We start from the raw sequence: 16,373 nt of genomic DNA, 5'->3' as shown, positions 1-16,373 counted from the left end.
TCTATAGGTAAATTTGACCTTCGAATACTTTCTCAGCGGGACCTGTCATAAGAATAGGCGAGCCTTCACCCTGCCATTCAATATGTAAATCTCCGCCGCGCAAATGGGCTGTCACTTTAGGTGATAACCATCCCTGTTTAATTCCAGCAACAACCGCCGCACAAGCACCAGTTCCGCAAGCCTGAGTTTCACCCACGCCACGCTCATAAACACGTAAATTGATTTCATCAGGATTAATAACCTGCATAAAGCCAACATTCACCTTTCTAGGAAAGCGCTCATGACACTCAATCAACGCACCAACTTTAGCAACCTCATCATCCATTAGTTGATCAACTTTGATCACTGCATGGGGATTACCAACAGACACTGGTGTCATTAAATATTCAGTGCCATCAGCCATTATGCTGTAAAGAGTGTCACAAGGTTCTGCTGTAAACGGCAAATCCTGCGGTTCAAAACTTGGTGCTCCCATATCTACCGTAACTAAACCACCGTCTAGCACACGTAATTGGATCGCACCGCGCTTTGTTTCAACATTGATAATGCGCTTATTTGTTAACTCTCGATCTAAAACAAATTTAGCAAAACAACGAGCACCATTTCCACAATGCTCAACTTCACTGCCATCTGAATTATAGATACGATAACGGAAATCCATATCTGGATCAGTGGGTGGCTCAACCACTAAAAGCTGATCAAAGCCAATCCCCCAGTTACGATCACTCAACCTCTCGATTTGCTGTTTATTAAAAAACACCTTACGAGACACCGCATCGACTACAACAAAATCATTTCCTAGACCATGCATTTTGGTAAATTTTAATAACACGACGAACTCCTTAGTCTGGCAAGATTTGCTCACCAGCTAACTGATGTTCAATCGTTTCACGAGCACGAATCAAATAGGTTTTATCGCCATCGACCATAACTTCCGCAGCACGATTCCGGCTATTGTAATTTGATGACATGGTGAAGCCATAAGCTCCTGCAGAGCGAACCGCCAAAAGATCACCGGCCTGAATATCTAATTCACGATCCTTACCCAAAAAGTCGCCGGTCTCACAAATAGGACCGACAAGATCGTAGTTGCGCTTGCCCTCTGGCGTTGGCAACAAAGAGACAGGAACAATGTTCATCCACGCGCCGTATAAAGATGGGCGGATAAGGTCATTCATCGCACCGTCAATGATGGCGAAGTTTTTATGCGGATTGCATTTCAAAAACTCAACCTGTGTTAATAAAATACCAGCGTTCGCTGCGATAGAACGACCTGGCTCAAAAGCCAGTTCGAAATTTCTACCTTTTACTTTCTCAAGCAGTAGCTTAGCGTAATCAGAAGGCTCTGGTGGTACTTCGTCACGATAACGAACACCCAACCCGCCACCCAGATCAAGGTGTTTAATTGTAATGCCGACTTCAGCTAGTTCATCTACCAAACCAATAAGACGATCGAATGTATCTAAGAAAGGTTTTAGTTCTGTCAATTGTGAGCCGATGTGGCAATCTACGCCCATAACATTTAAGTTAGGTAATTCATGAGCAATTTTGTAGATACGAACCGCGTCTTTAATATCGATGCCAAACTTGTTTTCTTTCAAACCCGTTGAAATATAAGGATGAGTTTTAGCATCGACATCAGGATTGACGCGTAAAGATACAGGCGCCACTTTGCCCATTTCGCCAGCAACTTGATCCAATCGGTATAGTTCTGCTTCAGATTCGACGTTAAAGCAATGAATACCGACTTCTAACGCCCGACGCATTTCCACGGCTTGTTTACCTAAACCGGAGAACATAACTTTTGAAGGCTCGCCACCCGCTTTTAAAACACGCTCAAGCTCACCAACAGAAACAATATCGAAGCCTGATCCCAAGCGAGCTAAGACATTCAAAATCGCAATATTAGAACAGGCTTTTACCGCATAGCAGATCAAGGTTGGGTGTGATGCGAATGCATCCGCGTAAGCTTTATAGTGACGTTCAAGAGTGGCACGAGAGTATACGTAACAAGGCGTACCATACTGATTTGCAACATCTGACAAGGCAACATCCTCTGCATGCAGAGTCTGATTCGAATAATTAAAAAAGTCCAAAAGGGAATCCTCAGCTATAAAGACGATTCTTGCTGCGTTTCAGCCGTGTCACTCGGTAAATAAAGCGCACCTTTATTTCCGCAAGCTGTAAGGAAAACAGCCAACACACACACTGAAAGCAACTTAAACATCATCTTATCTCTTCTATTTTTGATTGAGACAGTATACCTTGCAGCCAGTTCGTTTCCCAACCCCAGCGAGCTAATTACATAGATATTCTTTGGACAGTATTCTTTAGACAGAATAGGCATGCGCTTTACCTTGAATTTGCTATATTTACCTCAAGCTATAAAGACACTGACTTAAGTTGGACTCAAACATCGCTAACTTCAACAAAACACAAAAAACAAGAAGCTTAATGAAAAACAAGATTGCCCCATGGATGGCTGCACTTGTCTGTGCCATCGCAATACACATACTCATAATCGAAGTATCAGACAGCCAACATTGGTTTGATGTAGACACTCAACCCTCCACTTTTGAATTGTTTTTATTACCGGCAACACAAAAAACACCAAATAATGAGCCAACTGAAGCGGAAGTATTTAACCAGAGCGAAGAAACTAAACCAGTGGATGCTCAGCAAGCTGAAACAACGCTAGCCACAGAAGAAACACAACCTGCAAAAACTGAGCAAGCGGAACAAATAGAAGAAACAGACTCAATAATACCAACTGAGCCACCAGCCAGCATTGTGTCTGAAAAACCTACAGGCAAAGAACTAAGTGAAAGAAATAATGGATTTGATCCTCAAGAAGTAATAAACAACATAGACAATGAGCAGGTGTTATCAGAAACGTCTTTACAAGATAATGCACTGAATCCAAATATTAATACGGCTCAGTTAAGCTCCGACAAACCAGAACTACTTGATTTATCAAAAGTATCTTTGTCGCCAGATGTACAGGATGAAGCACTAACTGGTGTTTTCTCTGAAGAATTGAGAGATAAAATTACAGAGTCGAAGAAAGCACAAAAAGACTATTTGAAAGGCTTAACAAAAGAAGTCGACTACCCAATCACCAAAGACGCGGATGGTACACGCTACGTCAATATCAAAGGTGTCTGCTGGCGACTACCGAAAGAAGGCAGCAATGAAGGTTGGGCCATTGTATTTGATGGTTGTGGGGTAAAATCAAAGTTATTTCACTTTGAGTTGAATATTTCCCCCAGCATCATCACAAATGAGTTATTAGGGCCAGACTCACCATTCAATTTAGATCAAGCAGCAAAATAACTGTCTTCCTAAAAAGTCACCTAAACAAAAACGGCTACTCAAAGGTAGCCGTTTTAAATAGTTCCAGTCAGTCTAACTAAACAAACTTATCTTGCAGAAAGGTCTACTTTAGCGCGTTCGACTGCTATTAATACTTGAGCAGGTGCCGTTCCACCAATGTGGTTACGAGCTGCTACAGAACCTTCAAGAGTCAAAACATCAAAGACGTCAGCTTCGATCATGCTACCGAAAGATTGAAGTTCTTCCAATGTCATTTCAGACAAATCCTTTCCGGTTTTCACACCGTAACCCACAGCTTTACCCACTACTTCGTGAGCATCACGGAATGCAACGCCATGACGTACCAAGTAGTCAGCTAAATCGGTAGCAGTAGAAAAACCACGACGAGCAGCTTCGTACATATGTTCTTTACGAGACTCAATTGCAGGAATCATATCGGCAAATGCACGTAATGAGCCTTTAAGCGTATCAACCGTATCAAACAAAGGTTCTTTGTCTTCTTGGTTATCTTTGTTGTAAGCCAAGCATTGTGACTTCATCAGGGTTAACAGGCCCATTAAATGTCCATAAACACGACCTGTTTTACCACGAACCAATTCTGGCACATCTGGATTTTTCTTCTGAGGCATAATGGACGAGCCGGTACAAAAGCGGTCTGGCAAATAAATAAAGTTAAACTGAGCAGATACCCACATCACCATTTCTTCAGCCCAGCGGGACATATGCATCATGATAATAGACGCCGTTGCCGTAAATTCGATGGCAAAATCTCGGTCACTTACTGAATCCAAAGAGTTGTAAGTTGGGCGTTCAAAACCTAGCAACTCTGCCGTCATATGACGATCGATTGGATAAGTTGTTCCCGCAAGCGCAGCTGCGCCAAGCGGTAAAATATTAATACGTTTACGGCAATCAACTAGACGCTCGTAATCACGCTGCATCATTTCATACCAAGCCATCAAATGATGACCAAAGGTCACTGGCTGAGCCGTTTGCAAATGTGTGAAGCCAGGCATAATGGTGTTCGCTTCTTTTTCAGCTAAGCTCAAAATGCCTTGTTGTAAACGAGTAACCTCCTCCAACAAGAAATCCACTTCGTCACGCATATAAAGGCGAATGTCTGTAGCTACTTGGTCATTACGAGAACGGCCTGTGTGCAATTTTTTACCTGTTATGCCGATTTTTTGCGTCAAACGAGCTTCAATGTTCATGTGAACATCTTCTAACTCAATCGACCACACAAATTCACCGCGAGCAATTTCGTCTTCGATTTCAGTCAGCCCCTGAATAATCTGATCTCGCTCTTCTTCAGTCAAAACACCAACACTAGCAAGCATTTTGCCATGTGCAATTGACCCTTGAATATCCTGTTTTGCCATACGTTGATCAAACTCAACAGAAGCAGTAAAACGCGCAACAAACGCATCAACAGGCTCAGAAAAACGACCACCCCATTGCTGGTTCGTGGTTTTATTAGTATCAGTCATTCGGTTGGTTCCCACACAAATTCAAACAGCTGCCAAGAGTACATTAAGCGCCTCGACTTATAAAGCATTGAAAGATGACGGACTCCTTCTTAACGAGTATCATTGATGAAGAAAAGTGAAAGATATTTGTCCATCTACAAGTCATTAGGAGATGAAGTGAAAGATAAGATTGTGATCGCAACCAGAGAAAGTCAGTTAGCCCTTTGGCAAGCCAATAACGTCAAAGCGCAACTAGAAAGCCTCTACCCTGACATGAAAGTTGAATTACTTGGCATGACAACAAAAGGCGATCAAATTTTAGATTCACCTCTTTCTAAAATTGGCGGCAAAGGTCTTTTTGTTAAAGAACTAGAAAACGCACTTACAGAAGGTCGAGCCGATATTGCTGTGCATTCCATGAAAGATGTACCAATGGCCTTTCCTGAAGGATTAGGTCTCGCCGTAATTTGTGAGCGCGAAGACCCTAGCGATGCCTTTGTTTCTAATAAAGTGGAATCACTTGATCAGCTACCAAGCGGTGCGGTCGTAGGTACATCCAGCTTACGCCGCTCTTGCCAGTTACGCATGAAACGCCCCGACCTAATAATCAAAGACCTTCGTGGCAACGTGAATACGCGCCTCAGAAAAATGGATGACGGTGAATACGACGCCATTATTTTGGCGACGGCTGGCTTAGTTCGCCTAGAAATGCTTGACCGAATTCGACAAAGAATTCCTGCTGAAACGAGCTTACCAGCAGGCGGACAAGGTGCGATGGGAATAGAATGCCGATCTGATGATGTTAAAACCATTAATTTATTAGCGCCATTGCAACATGAAGAAACGGCCATTCGAGTTACTGCAGAACGCGCAGTGAATGAACGCCTTAATGGCGGGTGCCAAGCCCCTATTGCTTGTTTTGCGATATTAACAGGCGACTCTATTTGGTTAAGAGGCTTGGTCGGTAGTCCTGATGGCAAAACCATGATTGAAGGCGAAATTCGTGGTCATAAAGACGATGCAAAATCCCTTGGCGTTCAATTGGCCGACGACTTACTTGCTCGCGGCGCAGACATCATACTTGATGCCTTATACAATGAAGAAAATAGTAATTAAGAAGTTCAACTAGAAAGCAAAATAGAATAGGCAAAATATTAGTGCAAGACTGTCGTATCCTAATAACCCGCCCCGAGCCTGAAAATTCGCTTAGCCGTGAACGCGTTCGCGCTTACGGCTGGGTAGCAGTACCTCTTCCAATGTTGGAAATTACACCTGTAGAAGATATAAACAAAAAAGCTATTATTCGGGCACAAATTTTTGATATCGATACGTTTGATTACGTTATATTTGTTAGTAAAAATGCCGCTCGTCTCGCGTGCGATTGGCTAGATGAATGCTGGCCAATGCTACCAATTAATGTTCATTGGATCGGCATAGGCCAAGGTACGACACAAACATTATTAAATGAAGGCGTTCCAGCTCTATCGAATCCTGGACATACTACTGAAGCCTTACTTGAATGGTTAAAGACTGCCAGAATGAAAGATCAGAAAGTATTGATTGTTCGTGGCGAAGGTGGACGCCCAGAACTTGCCAATAAGCTGGAGGAGAGAGGCGCAAAAGTCAGCTATCTTTCGCTCTACGATAGAAAAAAACCGATCTATTATGCTCAAACTTTCTTCATGCTGCCCGATATCAATTTAATATGGGTAACAAGTGGAGAAAGTTTACTCAATCTTTCAGAATACGTGTCGCTGCATAAACCAGAATGGAAAACGCTGCCTATACTCACACCTAGTATCAGGGTCAATCAGCAAGCAAAAGAAATGGGTTGGATAAATGCCTCGTGCGCAAATGGCGCTGACGATAATAGCTTGATCAAAGCGACAGAATTTCACACAGGAAAATAGAATGACTGAGAATAACAAGCAAGAGCAACATCCAAACGCCGCTATTGAGACAACGCCTGAAGCTGAAACTAAAAGCCAAAAGAAGCAGCCAGATCTGCTTGAAAAAGCTAAAGAAAAAAACACACCACAACCAGCAATCAATCTACTTGTCTCACTTTCTCTTGGCCTATCAGCTGTCGCCCTAGCAACAAGTGGTTGGTTATATTTCCAAAGTACTCAAAGCACACTTCACAAAGACATTCAGCAATTAACAACGCAACAAACTGATTTCGATAATAAGTTAAACGCAAATACGCTGAATAAATCTCAGTTTAATCAACTAATTGAACAAGTTAAAACGTCAGAGCAAACAATCTTATTGCAAAAAAATGAGCTCGCTGTCCAGCAAGCTCAACAGGACGAAAAGCTACTATCACTTGAATCAAAGCTTAATCGACTCAACAACACCACTAAAGAAGATTGGAAGTTAGCTGAGGCTGAGTATTTAATTCGTCTTGCTAATCAACGTTTATTACTTGAGTCTGACAATAGCGGCGCGGCCACATTACTCATCAATGCTGATGATATTCTTAATGAACTAGAAGACCCTATCGTATTTGCAACACGTAAAGCCCTAGCAAAAGACATCCAAGCGTTAAAGTCCATTAGCCAATTTGATTTAGAAGGCGCTTACCTCAAGCTAAACGCTTTGTATGATAGTGTTCAAACTCTGCCTCAACGAGAACCATCCAAAGAGTGGCAAGCAAATACCACAGAGAAAACAAAAGAAGCTGACGACTCTACAACCAGCAAAATAACCTCAGTTCTAGAAAGCTTTTGGAAATCCATACGTTCACTAGTGGTCATAAATTACAATCACAAACCAATAAAAGCGTTGCTGCCACCAGCAGAATACCAAGAGCTCATTACTGGTATACAACTACAACTGGAAATTGCTCAGGTAGCCTTAATCAAAGGCGAGCCAATGATTTACCAACAAGCGCTGTCTCGTGTTGCAAACGCAACAACAGAGCATTTCGAAACTCAATCAAATATTGTTACAACATTCTTGGCCAGTCTAACCGTATTGCAACAGCTGAATCCATCACCAGACCTACCACTCCCTAGAGAATCATTAATGGCGATGAAATCATTAATGAAGGAATGGAATGACCGCAGCTCAATCAAACAAAATATCCCCGATAATGTTGAGCAGTCTCAAATAGAGAGTGAGAAAAAAAGCGAAAGCACTACTGCACCTCAAACCGATCTAGGAGATAAAGCATGAGAAAACTCCTTTTCCTACTTGTCATCATGATGGCAGTGGGTGGTGTATTAGGGCTACTGATGCGTCAAGACAGCGGCTATGTACTCGTGGCTTACAATGGCGTTACCGTTGAAACCAGTTTATGGGTCTTGGTTGTAGCCATGGTTATCGCGCTATTTGTACTTAGCTGGGTAAAACGAATTCTGTTTATAGCTCTAAGGCCCAGCAACTCTCTAGCAAAAGTCACTGGCAATTTGGCGCAAAAAAGAGCCTCACGAAATACTATTCGAGGCATGTTGGAACTCGTTGGTGGCAATTGGAACAAAGCAGAGAAATTACTAACCAACAGCGCCGAAAAAGTCCCTTACCCACTGATCAATTATATCGGTGCCGCTTATGCCGCCAGCGAACAAGATGAACATGAACGCTCAAAAGCATTATTACGCTCCGCCCATAAATCAACACCAGAGGCAGAATTTGCTATTGGCTTTGCTCAAAGCCAAATCCAAATAAAGCAAGAACACTACGAAGGCGCTCTCGCCTCGCTTTTGCGTCTACAAAAGTTGAAACCAAAGCACAAACAAGTATTAAAAATGCTAGTCACGGTTTACAAGCAGCTAAAAGACTGGGATGCCTTGCTCACCCTAACCCCAATACTCAAAAAAGATGGCATATTCGATGATGATAATATGCTTGAGTTAGAACGAAATGCATTTTTAGCTCTACTTGATAAGATAAAGTTTCGCAATAAGCTTGGACAAAACAAAAAAGAGCTGGTTGCTGAAGTAGAAAACCTGTGGAATAAATTAGACACTCTGTCTCAAGATGACAGGATGAGACAACTATATGCTCACACCCTCATTCATTTCGGAGACGATGCAAAAGCGGAAAGCTTTATTCGCAATAGCTTAAATAACAGATGGTCTGAAGAGTTGGTATATGAATATGGCAACATAAAACAAGACAACCCTAAAAAGCTATTAACCCATTGTGAAAACTGGCTTAAAAAAGAGCCAGCAAGTGCAAACTTATATCTTGTCTGTGGCCGCTTGAGCCAATCAATGATGCTGTGGGGCAAAGCGAGAGACTACTACGAACAAGCACTTTCTCTTGATACACAAAACGAAGCGCTTGCAGAGCTGAGTCGCTTACTAAAAGCCATGGGCGATACCAAAGCAAGCCAAGAGCTAATGATGATTAATCTGAGTAATGCTAGCAATCAATTAAAACCACTGCCTCTGCCTTAGCAACCTCATTCGCAAAATATATAGACATAAAAAACGCTGTTATTTTCATAACAGCGTTTTTATTATTCATAAATAGAACTAATCGTTAATATGTAACAGCCATCCAAAGTAAAGCGTTATTTAAAACGCACCACCAACTCATGCATATTATTCGCTACATCTTGCAAAGCTCTAATACTATCGCTTGATTGATTTGATTTTTCAGAGCTCTCAACAGATAAATCTGAAATTCGCACGACTTGACGATTAATATCCTCCGATACATGTGCTTGCTCTTCGACTGCAGCCGACATCTGTATTGCCATATCAGATATTTTCGACACGGCCTCAACAATGCTAACAAAGGCGCTTTCCATCTCTATGATTTTTTCTAAACCTTGTGCTGCATCTTGCTTACCTTGATTGGCAATCGATACCGAGTTTTTAGCACCACTGCGAAGCGTTTCTATAATGTGGTGAATATCCTTTGTGGAACCCTGTGTTCTTTGAGCCAGTTGACGTACCTCATCTGCCACCACAGCAAAACCTCGACCATGCTCGCCTGCCCGCGCTGCTTCAATCGCCGCATTTAATGCCAACAGATTAGTTTGCTCAGCAATCTGATCTATCATCTGCGCGACTTGTGCAATTTGTTCAGAGCGATCTGCCAATTCCTGTACCGTAGCACCGATATCATTCACTGTTTCACTTAATTGGCGAATCGACTGACGTGTTTCTTCAACAGTTTTTTGCCCACTTTTTGCGGCCCCAGAAGAAGATTTAGCGCTATCAGCAGTCATTTGTACATGTTGAGCAACATCATTAATGGTTGTCGTCATTTGCTGCATAGCGGCAGCAACATCTTGGGTTTCATGCTGCTGACTTACCATCCCTTTAGTCGTTTCGATTGTAAGCCCAAGGCCAATTTTAGATTGTTCAGAGACTTTTAAAGACTCATCTTCAAAACGAGTCAATACAGCATCCATTCTTGATAAAAGACTCTTTACACCAACATCTAAGGTAGCAATATCTAAGGAGGTATCTGAATAAGTTATGCCAGCTAGAGGATGAAGAAAAGCAGTTGATAATCGCTGCTTTAAAGTCGCCTGTAATTTAGAATGGTTCAAAAGAAACAAGGCATTCACCAATAAACTTGCCACAGTCAGAACGCCTGCACCGTACATAATGTTAACACTGCCTGCAGCAACAGCCAGAACGATACCAACCAAAGGCAACACTAGCTTCCATGACATAAAGGCTCTTGGCAGAACATTTTTACCACTATTGATTCGTTGATAGATTTTTCCTGCTCGTGCTACGTCTTCTCTATTAGGCACGGTCCTAACAGATTCATAACCAATAACTTTTCCACCTTCAGTGACAGGGGTTACGTAAGCATCCACCCAGTAAAAGTCGCCATTTTTACAGCGATTTTTCACCAAGCCCATCCAAGCTTTTCCTTGCTTTAAAGTGTCCCACATAATTTTGAATGCCTCTTTAGGCATATCAGGATGGCGTACGATGTTATGAGGGCTACCAATTAACTCGCTTTTATCAAAGCCGCTAATTTTTACAAATGCATCATTGCAGTGAAGAATTTTTCCTTTCAAATCTGTAGTCGTAATGAGCTTCTCATCTTTAGAAAATGTTTTCTCTTGATTTGTCACTGGCATATTTTGGCGCATAGAAAAGCTATCCTTGAAACTTTATATAAAGGTAGTTTTAGATAGAAACCAATTTATCTTAACTTAACCATAAGATAAATTTATCAAAATATCTGAATATTATTTTAGTAAGCTTCTATTTAGCCAGCGAGTAAAAACGGGTAATAAATATGTAGGTATTTGTAAAGCACCAGCTAAGGGTAAAAACGCCGGCCCCAATAAAGCCCCTGCAATACTATATGTAAGTAAGACATTTCGATTTCCAGAAGTAATCGCTGCCGTTAGTGCAATAGCTTTGCCGTGCTTGCGATAAAAAAGATAAGACAAAGCAAAAAATAAACAACATAAACCCGTTGCTATCAGAAAGTAATTCAATGCCATCATTGGATCTTGATCAAATAACACACGAAAACTACCAACCAATCCAAATGGAAAAGCAAACACCAACAAAATGGTATAAGGCGATATTTTCATCAAAAACCGACTTAATGTTTCTTCAGGTAAAAAACGATGAACAAAAAATGAGAACAACATGGGGCCAAATATAAAAACCACTAAGCGAATGAAATAACTTCCCCAATCCAATTTAACACTTTGTGTCTGAAAAAATATCAAGGTAATAAAAATAGAAAGAGGTAAAACTAGTGTTGTTGCAATAGTCATTGCCATAGCCTGTAGGCTATCAAAACCTAACGCTCTAACAATCGCAGGTGTCGCAAATAAAGATCCAGTCGCGCCCACTGCAACAATGGCTAATAAAAGATCAGAATCAAACGCCAACCACCAGCCAATTACACTGACTACCCCCATAAACACAGCAGAATGCAACATGGCATAGAGCCATATTCCTTTACTACTCAATCGTTTAATTAATTCATTTTGTTTCATACCTAACAGCGTCAATGACATTAGGGTAAACAGCACAATAGGTAAAAAAGGGAAAAAAGCTAACGAAACCGAGGGAAGTAAAAAGCCAAGAACAGCAAACACGAACATAAAAGGAAGGGAATTTCGAACAAGGAAAAGCAACATGGGTTAAACACCTTAATAGGCAGCCCAATATAAAAAACAACCGTAAACTATCTAATTATTTTTTAGAGCCGCAGCAAATTTTATTATTTTCAGGTAACTCGGCAAGCTCAACCACCCAATCAGCTCGAGCCTTATCAAAAGCCGTTCTAAGAGCTTTTAATTCATCACTTGATGCAAGAGGAGCTTCTTTTTCATCATGACTCTGACGAGAAGAAGGGAATGGTATCAGATTATTCTTCATAAATTGTCTCTATTAAAGCATTGTCTGGATATCTATCGACACTCTATGGATAATCTTTAGCAAACGCAATGATCAAGCAGATGGAATACCTATGAAGTTTTTAATATCACCAGCGAAAACATTAGACCTAACCTCGCCCCCTAGCATTGATACGTTCAGCGTACCTGAACTGCTAGATGAATCTAAAGAGCTCATCGATACGATCAAACCGTATTCACCGGCGGACATCGCTTCCCTCATGAAGCTCAGTGACAAGCTTGCTACGCTTAATGTATCTCGCTACCAAGAATGGCAAAAAGAGCATACTAAAGATAACAGCCGCCCTGCTATTTATACTTTTATGGGCGATGTGTACACAGGGCTAGATGCTTACTCATTAAATGAAAGCGATATGAAATACGCACAAGAGTCCCTACGTATTTTAAGTGGTCTGTACGGGCTGCTAAAACCATTAGATCTGATGCAGGCCTATCGATTAGAAATGGGGACTAGCCTAAAGAACGACAAAGGCAGCAACCTCTATCAATTTTGGGGAGACATCATTGTTGACAAGATTAACGAAACTCTTGAAGAAGGCGAATTACTGGTCAACTTAGCCTCTAACGAGTACTTCAAAGCGGTTAACAAAAAGAAGCTAACGTCACCATTAATTAGCCCAAACTTTCTCGACGAAAAAAATGGCAAGTTTAAAGTGATTAGCTTTTATGCAAAAAAAGCCCGTGGTTTGATGGCTCGCTACCTAATAGAAAACCGATGTGAAACGCTAGATGAACTTAAGGCATTTGATCTAGCTGGTTATCGCTATGATCCTCAGCAATCAACAAAAGACACTCCTATGTTTATTCGCCCAGAAAGCGCACAGCCAAAGAAGTAAAGCGACCAAACGAAGTAAGCGCTAACTCTAGCGCTTACTTCTTTAAACTATATTGCCCAATGGTAACCCGATCATTGCCACCTAAATCTTGAAAACTCTCGACGGCAGAAAAGCCCGCGTCAATCAGACATTTTCGAACAGCTGCAGCCTGTTCATAACCATGCTCGAACATTAAATAGGCATTTGGCATCATAAAATTAGGCGCTATCTGAATGATATGCTCAATGTCAGCCATACCATGATTATCCGCCACTAAAGCGCTTTTAGGCTCAAAACGCACATCACCTTGTGACAAATGTTCATCATCAGGGTCAATATAAGGCGGGTTCGACACGATCAAATCAAATGGTTCGCAACCTTCTAAAGCATCAAACCAACTACTTTGTATAAACGTCACATTACTAAGCTGATTTCGTAACGCATTACGCTTAGCCAAAGCCACAGCCTCTTCAACTAGATCCACGCCAACAACAGTCGATTTAGGCTGCTCTGACGCCAGCGACAAGGCAATTGCGCCTGTCCCAGCACCAAGATCTAGAATGCGATTTACTTTGCTTATATCAAGCACAGACAAAGCCACTTCCACCAGCCGTTCAGTGTCAGCTCGAGGAATCAGAGTACAAGGAGCGACCTCAAGGTCTAGGCTCCAAAACGCCTGCTGACCCAATAAATACGCAACAGGCTCACCAAGCTCCCGACGAGCCAATAAGTCATTAAAGCGCCCTACGTCTGATGTACTGACTAGTTTTTCTGGCCAGGTATAAAAATAGGAAGTTGACACAGCTAAGACATGAGCAAGCAATAACTGCGCATCTAACTGAGCAGTCTCAGAGACAAAAGTAAGGCGCTCGTAAGCGCCTTTTAGTAGTTCATCAATTCGCATATGCGATGATTACCTTTATTTATTCAGATTAATTATCGCCACTTAACGCTGCCAACTGCTCCGCTTGGAACTCGTTCACTAGCGGGTTGATCAAAGAGTCTAATTCACCAGCAACAATTTCATCTAGCTTGTACAAAGTTAGGTTAATACGGTGATCAGTAACCCTGCCTTGTGGATAATTGTAAGTACGGATACGTTCAGAACGATCACCACTACCCACCAAGGATTTACGCGCTTCGGATTGCTCACTCGCCGCTTTTTCTTGTTCAGCCGCTTGCAAACGAGACGCGAGCAAAGACATGGCTTTGGCACGGTTTTTATGCTGCGAACGCTCTTCCTGACACTCTACGACAACGCCTGTTGGAATGTGCGTCAAACGAATGGCCGAGTCTGTTTTGTTTACGTGCTGACCACCCGCACCAGAGGCACGGAAAGTATCAATGCGCAAATCGGATTTGTTGATGATGATGTCATCTAATTCATCCATTTCAGGCATAACAGCTACAGTACAAGCTGACGTATGGATACGGCCTTGAGATTCCGTCGCTGGAACACGTTGGACTCGATGAGCACCGGATTCAAACTTCAGTTTAGAATAAGCACCTTCACCAACAATACGAGCAATCACTTCTTTGTAACCGCCATGCTCACCATCGCTTGCACTGACAATTTCAACTTTCCAACGTTGTGTCTCTGCATAACGAGAATACATGCGGAATAAATCGCCAGAGAAAATAGACGCTTCATCGCCACCAGTACCAGCACGCACTTCTAGGAATACGTTACGAGAGTCGTTCGGATCTTTAGGTAAAAGCAATTTTTGCAATACTAGCTGAAGCTCTTCTTTTTGTGCTTGACCGGCTTTGTATTCTTCCACACCCATTTCTTTTATGTCTGGGTCAGCATCCGTCATCATCAATTCGGCTTCAGCAATGTTTTCATCTATTTGCTGAAACTCATTAAAACACTTAACAACAGGCTCAAGCTCTGCGTATTCTTTGGAATAAGCACGGAACAAATCTTGATCCATAATGACTTCAGCCACACCTAAAAGCGCTGATAATTCGTCATAACGATCAGATAAACTTTCTAATTTTAACTTTATGGATTCTTTCATTTTTTAATTATCTTTTTCTTCGTAAATGCCCAATACATTTGAGGCAATGATTAATGCATCTTGATCGGCGTCGGCACCAGCATCACGCAAATAGCGTGTTGGCGCATGAATGAGCTTATTCATTAAACCATGAGCAAGTTTGTTAAGCACTTGCTCAGGAGACTGTCCCATTTCAAGACCTTTTAGAGCTTTTTCCAGTTCTGTATTTTTTATGGCCTCAGCGGATTGCCTAAAGGTCACTATCAGGTCTGACACTTTCCTCGACTCAACCACTCGTCGATAAGAATCAACCCCTTCTTCGATCATTCGCTCGGCCGCTTTCGCCGCATCTTGCCTTGCTCTGACATTTTCTTCAATCACTGAATGAAGATCATCGACGGTATAGAGATACGCGTCGTTTACTTCTTCCACTTCTGGCTCAATATCACGAGGCACAGCGATATCAATTAACAACATTGGTGAATGGCGACGTTGCGACGTTGCACGCTCTACCATGCCCTTACCGATAATGGGTAATTGGCTCGCTGTAGACGATATAACGATATCAGCCTGTGATAAATAATCGCCAATTTCACCCAACATAATGGCTTCAGCATTAAGCTCATCCGCTAAGATCTGAGCTCGTGCCAAGGTTCGGTTGGCCACTATGATGCGTTTAATACCATTTTCTTTTAGATGCCGCGCTACCAGCTCAATAGTTTGCCCAGCGCCAATTAATAGCGCCGTACTGTTTCTAATATCTGCGAAAATACGTTGTGCAAGACTCACTGCAGCAAACGCAATAGAAACCGGATTTTCACCGATGGCTGTATCCGTACGTACACGTTTAGCAACTGAAAAAGTACGCTGAAATAAAGATTCTAGTTCCGGACCAATACAAGAGCCTTCTTGCGAAACTGCATAAGCAGACTTTACTTGCCCAAGAATCTGAGGCTCGCCTAGAATCAACGAATCTAAGCCTGATGCCACACGCATAACGTGGCGCACACTATCGTCATCAGAATGTGTATAACAGTATTGCTGTAATTCAGGCAAAGCAATGCCATGATACTCGCCAAGCCAAGCAATCACGCCATCCACCTTGCTAAGATCTTCAACCGAACAATATAGCTCGGTGCGATTACAGGTCGATACTATTACTGCTTCATTGGCTTTATTCTCAGATATCAGAGAAGACAAGGCATCGATCATCTTTTCAGGCGCAAAGGCCACACGCTCACGTATCGAAACCGGCGCAGTTTTGTGATTTATACCTACAGTGATTAGCGGCATTCAGGACTCTTCTCAAAGATCGAGATCTTAAGGTAATGACAGGAACAAGCATTGCTCCAACATGACTCTTTACATAAAGAAGACACATTATACGAGAAATTCGCTTTTT

Annotated in this window: 16 protein-coding genes; 6 read left to right on the top strand and 10 right to left on the bottom strand. The window is 42.0% G+C overall.

Features of this window, described 5'->3' with window-relative positions; all coding sequences use genetic code 11:
- Position 1 precedes the first annotated feature (1 nt).
- From dapF to lptM, 3 genes are read right to left on the bottom strand one after another with little or no spacing between them, the layout of a single operon-like run.
- Complete coding sequence (dapF, locus tag CCS02_RS19075) at positions 2–832, bottom strand: diaminopimelate epimerase (RefSeq protein ID WP_100188504.1); 831 nt, start codon at positions 830–832, stop codon at positions 2–4.
- A 10-nt stretch (positions 833–842) separates the two neighbouring features.
- Entirely contained in the window at positions 843–2,096 is a 1,254-nt protein-coding gene (gene lysA, locus CCS02_RS19070; RefSeq protein ID WP_100188503.1) for a diaminopimelate decarboxylase, read from the bottom strand.
- Between the two features lie 14 nt (positions 2,097–2,110).
- Complete coding sequence (gene lptM, locus CCS02_RS19065; protein WP_198432149.1) at positions 2,111–2,230, bottom strand: LPS translocon maturation chaperone LptM; 120 nt, start codon at positions 2,228–2,230, stop codon at positions 2,111–2,113.
- Between the two features lie 224 nt (positions 2,231–2,454).
- Here lptM and CCS02_RS19060 point away from each other — a divergent pair, with 224 nt between their 5' ends.
- A complete protein-coding gene (locus tag CCS02_RS19060) occupies positions 2,455–3,333 on the top strand; it encodes a hypothetical protein (protein WP_100188502.1) in 879 nt (292 codons plus the stop codon).
- A gap of 86 nt (positions 3,334–3,419) precedes the next feature.
- Here the strand turns inward: CCS02_RS19060 and argH are convergent, their stop codons facing one another.
- Positions 3,420–4,820, bottom strand: a complete 1,401-nt coding sequence (gene argH, locus CCS02_RS19055; protein ID WP_100188501.1) for an argininosuccinate lyase — start codon at positions 4,818–4,820, stop codon at positions 3,420–3,422.
- A 156-nt stretch (positions 4,821–4,976) separates the two neighbouring features.
- Between argH and hemC the strand changes: the two genes are divergently transcribed.
- Genes hemC through CCS02_RS19035 form a run of 4 tightly spaced genes read left to right on the top strand, consistent with a single transcriptional unit; the run spans position 4,977 to position 9,202 of the window.
- The gene (gene hemC, locus CCS02_RS19050; protein WP_100637449.1) at positions 4,977–5,915 is read left to right on the top strand and encodes a hydroxymethylbilane synthase; all 939 of its coding nucleotides are present in this window, start codon (positions 4,977–4,979) and stop codon (positions 5,913–5,915) included.
- Positions 5,916–5,956: 41 nt separating this feature from the next.
- On the top strand, positions 5,957–6,709 hold the full coding sequence (locus CCS02_RS19045; protein WP_100637448.1) for a uroporphyrinogen-III synthase: 753 nt from the start codon (positions 5,957–5,959) through the stop codon (positions 6,707–6,709).
- A gap of 1 nt (position 6,710) precedes the next feature.
- Positions 6,711–7,976: a uroporphyrinogen-III C-methyltransferase gene (locus CCS02_RS19040; RefSeq protein WP_100637447.1), complete on the top strand. Its 1,266-nt coding sequence runs from the start codon at positions 6,711–6,713 to the stop codon at positions 7,974–7,976.
- Positions 7,973–9,202: a heme biosynthesis HemY N-terminal domain-containing protein gene (locus CCS02_RS19035; RefSeq protein ID WP_100637446.1), complete on the top strand. Its 1,230-nt coding sequence runs from the start codon at positions 7,973–7,975 to the stop codon at positions 9,200–9,202. The genes CCS02_RS19040 and CCS02_RS19035 overlap by 4 nt, the downstream gene beginning before the upstream one ends.
- 116 nt (positions 9,203–9,318) lie before the next feature.
- Here CCS02_RS19035 and CCS02_RS19030 read toward each other — a convergent pair whose 3' ends face one another.
- The 3 genes from CCS02_RS19030 to CCS02_RS19020 all read right to left on the bottom strand — a co-directional run bounded on the left by CCS02_RS19030 (position 9,319) and on the right by CCS02_RS19020 (position 12,118).
- The gene (locus tag CCS02_RS19030) at positions 9,319–10,866 is read right to left on the bottom strand and encodes a methyl-accepting chemotaxis protein (protein ID WP_100637445.1); all 1,548 of its coding nucleotides are present in this window, start codon (positions 10,864–10,866) and stop codon (positions 9,319–9,321) included.
- A 99-nt stretch (positions 10,867–10,965) separates the two neighbouring features.
- Positions 10,966–11,877: a bile acid:sodium symporter family protein gene (locus CCS02_RS19025; RefSeq protein ID WP_100637444.1), complete on the bottom strand. Its 912-nt coding sequence runs from the start codon at positions 11,875–11,877 to the stop codon at positions 10,966–10,968.
- A gap of 55 nt (positions 11,878–11,932) precedes the next feature.
- Positions 11,933–12,118, bottom strand: coding sequence for a hypothetical protein (locus CCS02_RS19020; protein ID WP_072842103.1), 186 nt, complete (start codon positions 12,116–12,118; stop codon positions 11,933–11,935).
- Positions 12,119–12,209: 91 nt separating this feature from the next.
- Between CCS02_RS19020 and yaaA the strand changes: the two genes are divergently transcribed.
- A complete protein-coding gene (gene yaaA / locus CCS02_RS19015; protein ID WP_100637443.1) occupies positions 12,210–12,992 on the top strand; it encodes a peroxide stress protein YaaA in 783 nt (260 codons plus the stop codon).
- Positions 12,993–13,026: 34 nt separating this feature from the next.
- Here yaaA and prmC read toward each other — a convergent pair whose 3' ends face one another.
- The 3 genes from prmC to hemA are packed head-to-tail and all read right to left on the bottom strand — an operon-like array spanning position 13,027 to position 16,264.
- A complete protein-coding gene (gene prmC, locus CCS02_RS19010; RefSeq protein ID WP_100188493.1) occupies positions 13,027–13,875 on the bottom strand; it encodes a peptide chain release factor N(5)-glutamine methyltransferase in 849 nt (282 codons plus the stop codon).
- Positions 13,876–13,903: 28 nt separating this feature from the next.
- Positions 13,904–14,992 carry a peptide chain release factor 1 gene (gene prfA, locus CCS02_RS19005; RefSeq protein ID WP_072842109.1) on the bottom strand — a complete coding sequence of 363 codons (1,089 nt, stop codon included), beginning with the start codon at positions 14,990–14,992 and terminating at the stop codon, positions 13,904–13,906.
- A 3-nt stretch (positions 14,993–14,995) separates the two neighbouring features.
- A complete protein-coding gene (gene hemA, locus CCS02_RS19000; protein ID WP_100637442.1) occupies positions 14,996–16,264 on the bottom strand; it encodes a glutamyl-tRNA reductase in 1,269 nt (422 codons plus the stop codon).
- Between the last annotated feature and the right edge of the window lie 109 nt (positions 16,265–16,373).

It is taken from the genome of Marinomonas sp. ef1 (assembly GCF_002806845.1).
Taxonomy (GTDB): domain Bacteria; phylum Pseudomonadota; class Gammaproteobacteria; order Pseudomonadales; family Marinomonadaceae; genus Marinomonas; species Marinomonas polaris.
The sequence above is the reverse complement of the archived record's forward strand: the minus strand, read 5'-3'. Positions and strand labels throughout refer to the sequence as shown.

Bases quoted from the DNA above. Each gene is read 5' to 3' on its own strand.
- CCS02_RS19025 (WP_100637444.1), bottom strand. From the start codon at position 11,877: ATGTTGCTTTTCCTTGTTCGAAATTCCCTTCCTTTTATGTTCGTGTTT.
- lptM (WP_198432149.1), bottom strand. From the start codon at position 2,230: ATGATGTTTAAGTTGCTTTCAGTGTGTGTGTTGGCTGTTTTCCTTACA.
- yaaA (WP_100637443.1), top strand. From the start codon at position 12,210: ATGAAGTTTTTAATATCACCAGCGAAAACATTAGACCTAACCTCGCCC.
- CCS02_RS19040 (WP_100637447.1), top strand. From the start codon at position 6,711: ATGACTGAGAATAACAAGCAAGAGCAACATCCAAACGCCGCTATTGAG.
- hemA (WP_100637442.1), bottom strand. From the start codon at position 16,264: ATGCCGCTAATCACTGTAGGTATAAATCACAAAACTGCGCCGGTTTCG.
- prmC (WP_100188493.1), bottom strand. From the start codon at position 13,875: ATGCGAATTGATGAACTACTAAAAGGCGCTTACGAGCGCCTTACTTTT.
- prfA (WP_072842109.1), bottom strand. From the start codon at position 14,992: ATGAAAGAATCCATAAAGTTAAAATTAGAAAGTTTATCTGATCGTTAT.
- argH (WP_100188501.1), bottom strand. From the start codon at position 4,820: ATGACTGATACTAATAAAACCACGAACCAGCAATGGGGTGGTCGTTTT.
- CCS02_RS19030 (WP_100637445.1), bottom strand. From the start codon at position 10,866: ATGCGCCAAAATATGCCAGTGACAAATCAAGAGAAAACATTTTCTAAA.
- CCS02_RS19060 (WP_100188502.1), top strand. From the start codon at position 2,455: ATGAAAAACAAGATTGCCCCATGGATGGCTGCACTTGTCTGTGCCATC.
- CCS02_RS19035 (WP_100637446.1), top strand. From the start codon at position 7,973: ATGAGAAAACTCCTTTTCCTACTTGTCATCATGATGGCAGTGGGTGGT.
- CCS02_RS19020 (WP_072842103.1), bottom strand. From the start codon at position 12,118: ATGAAGAATAATCTGATACCATTCCCTTCTTCTCGTCAGAGTCATGAT.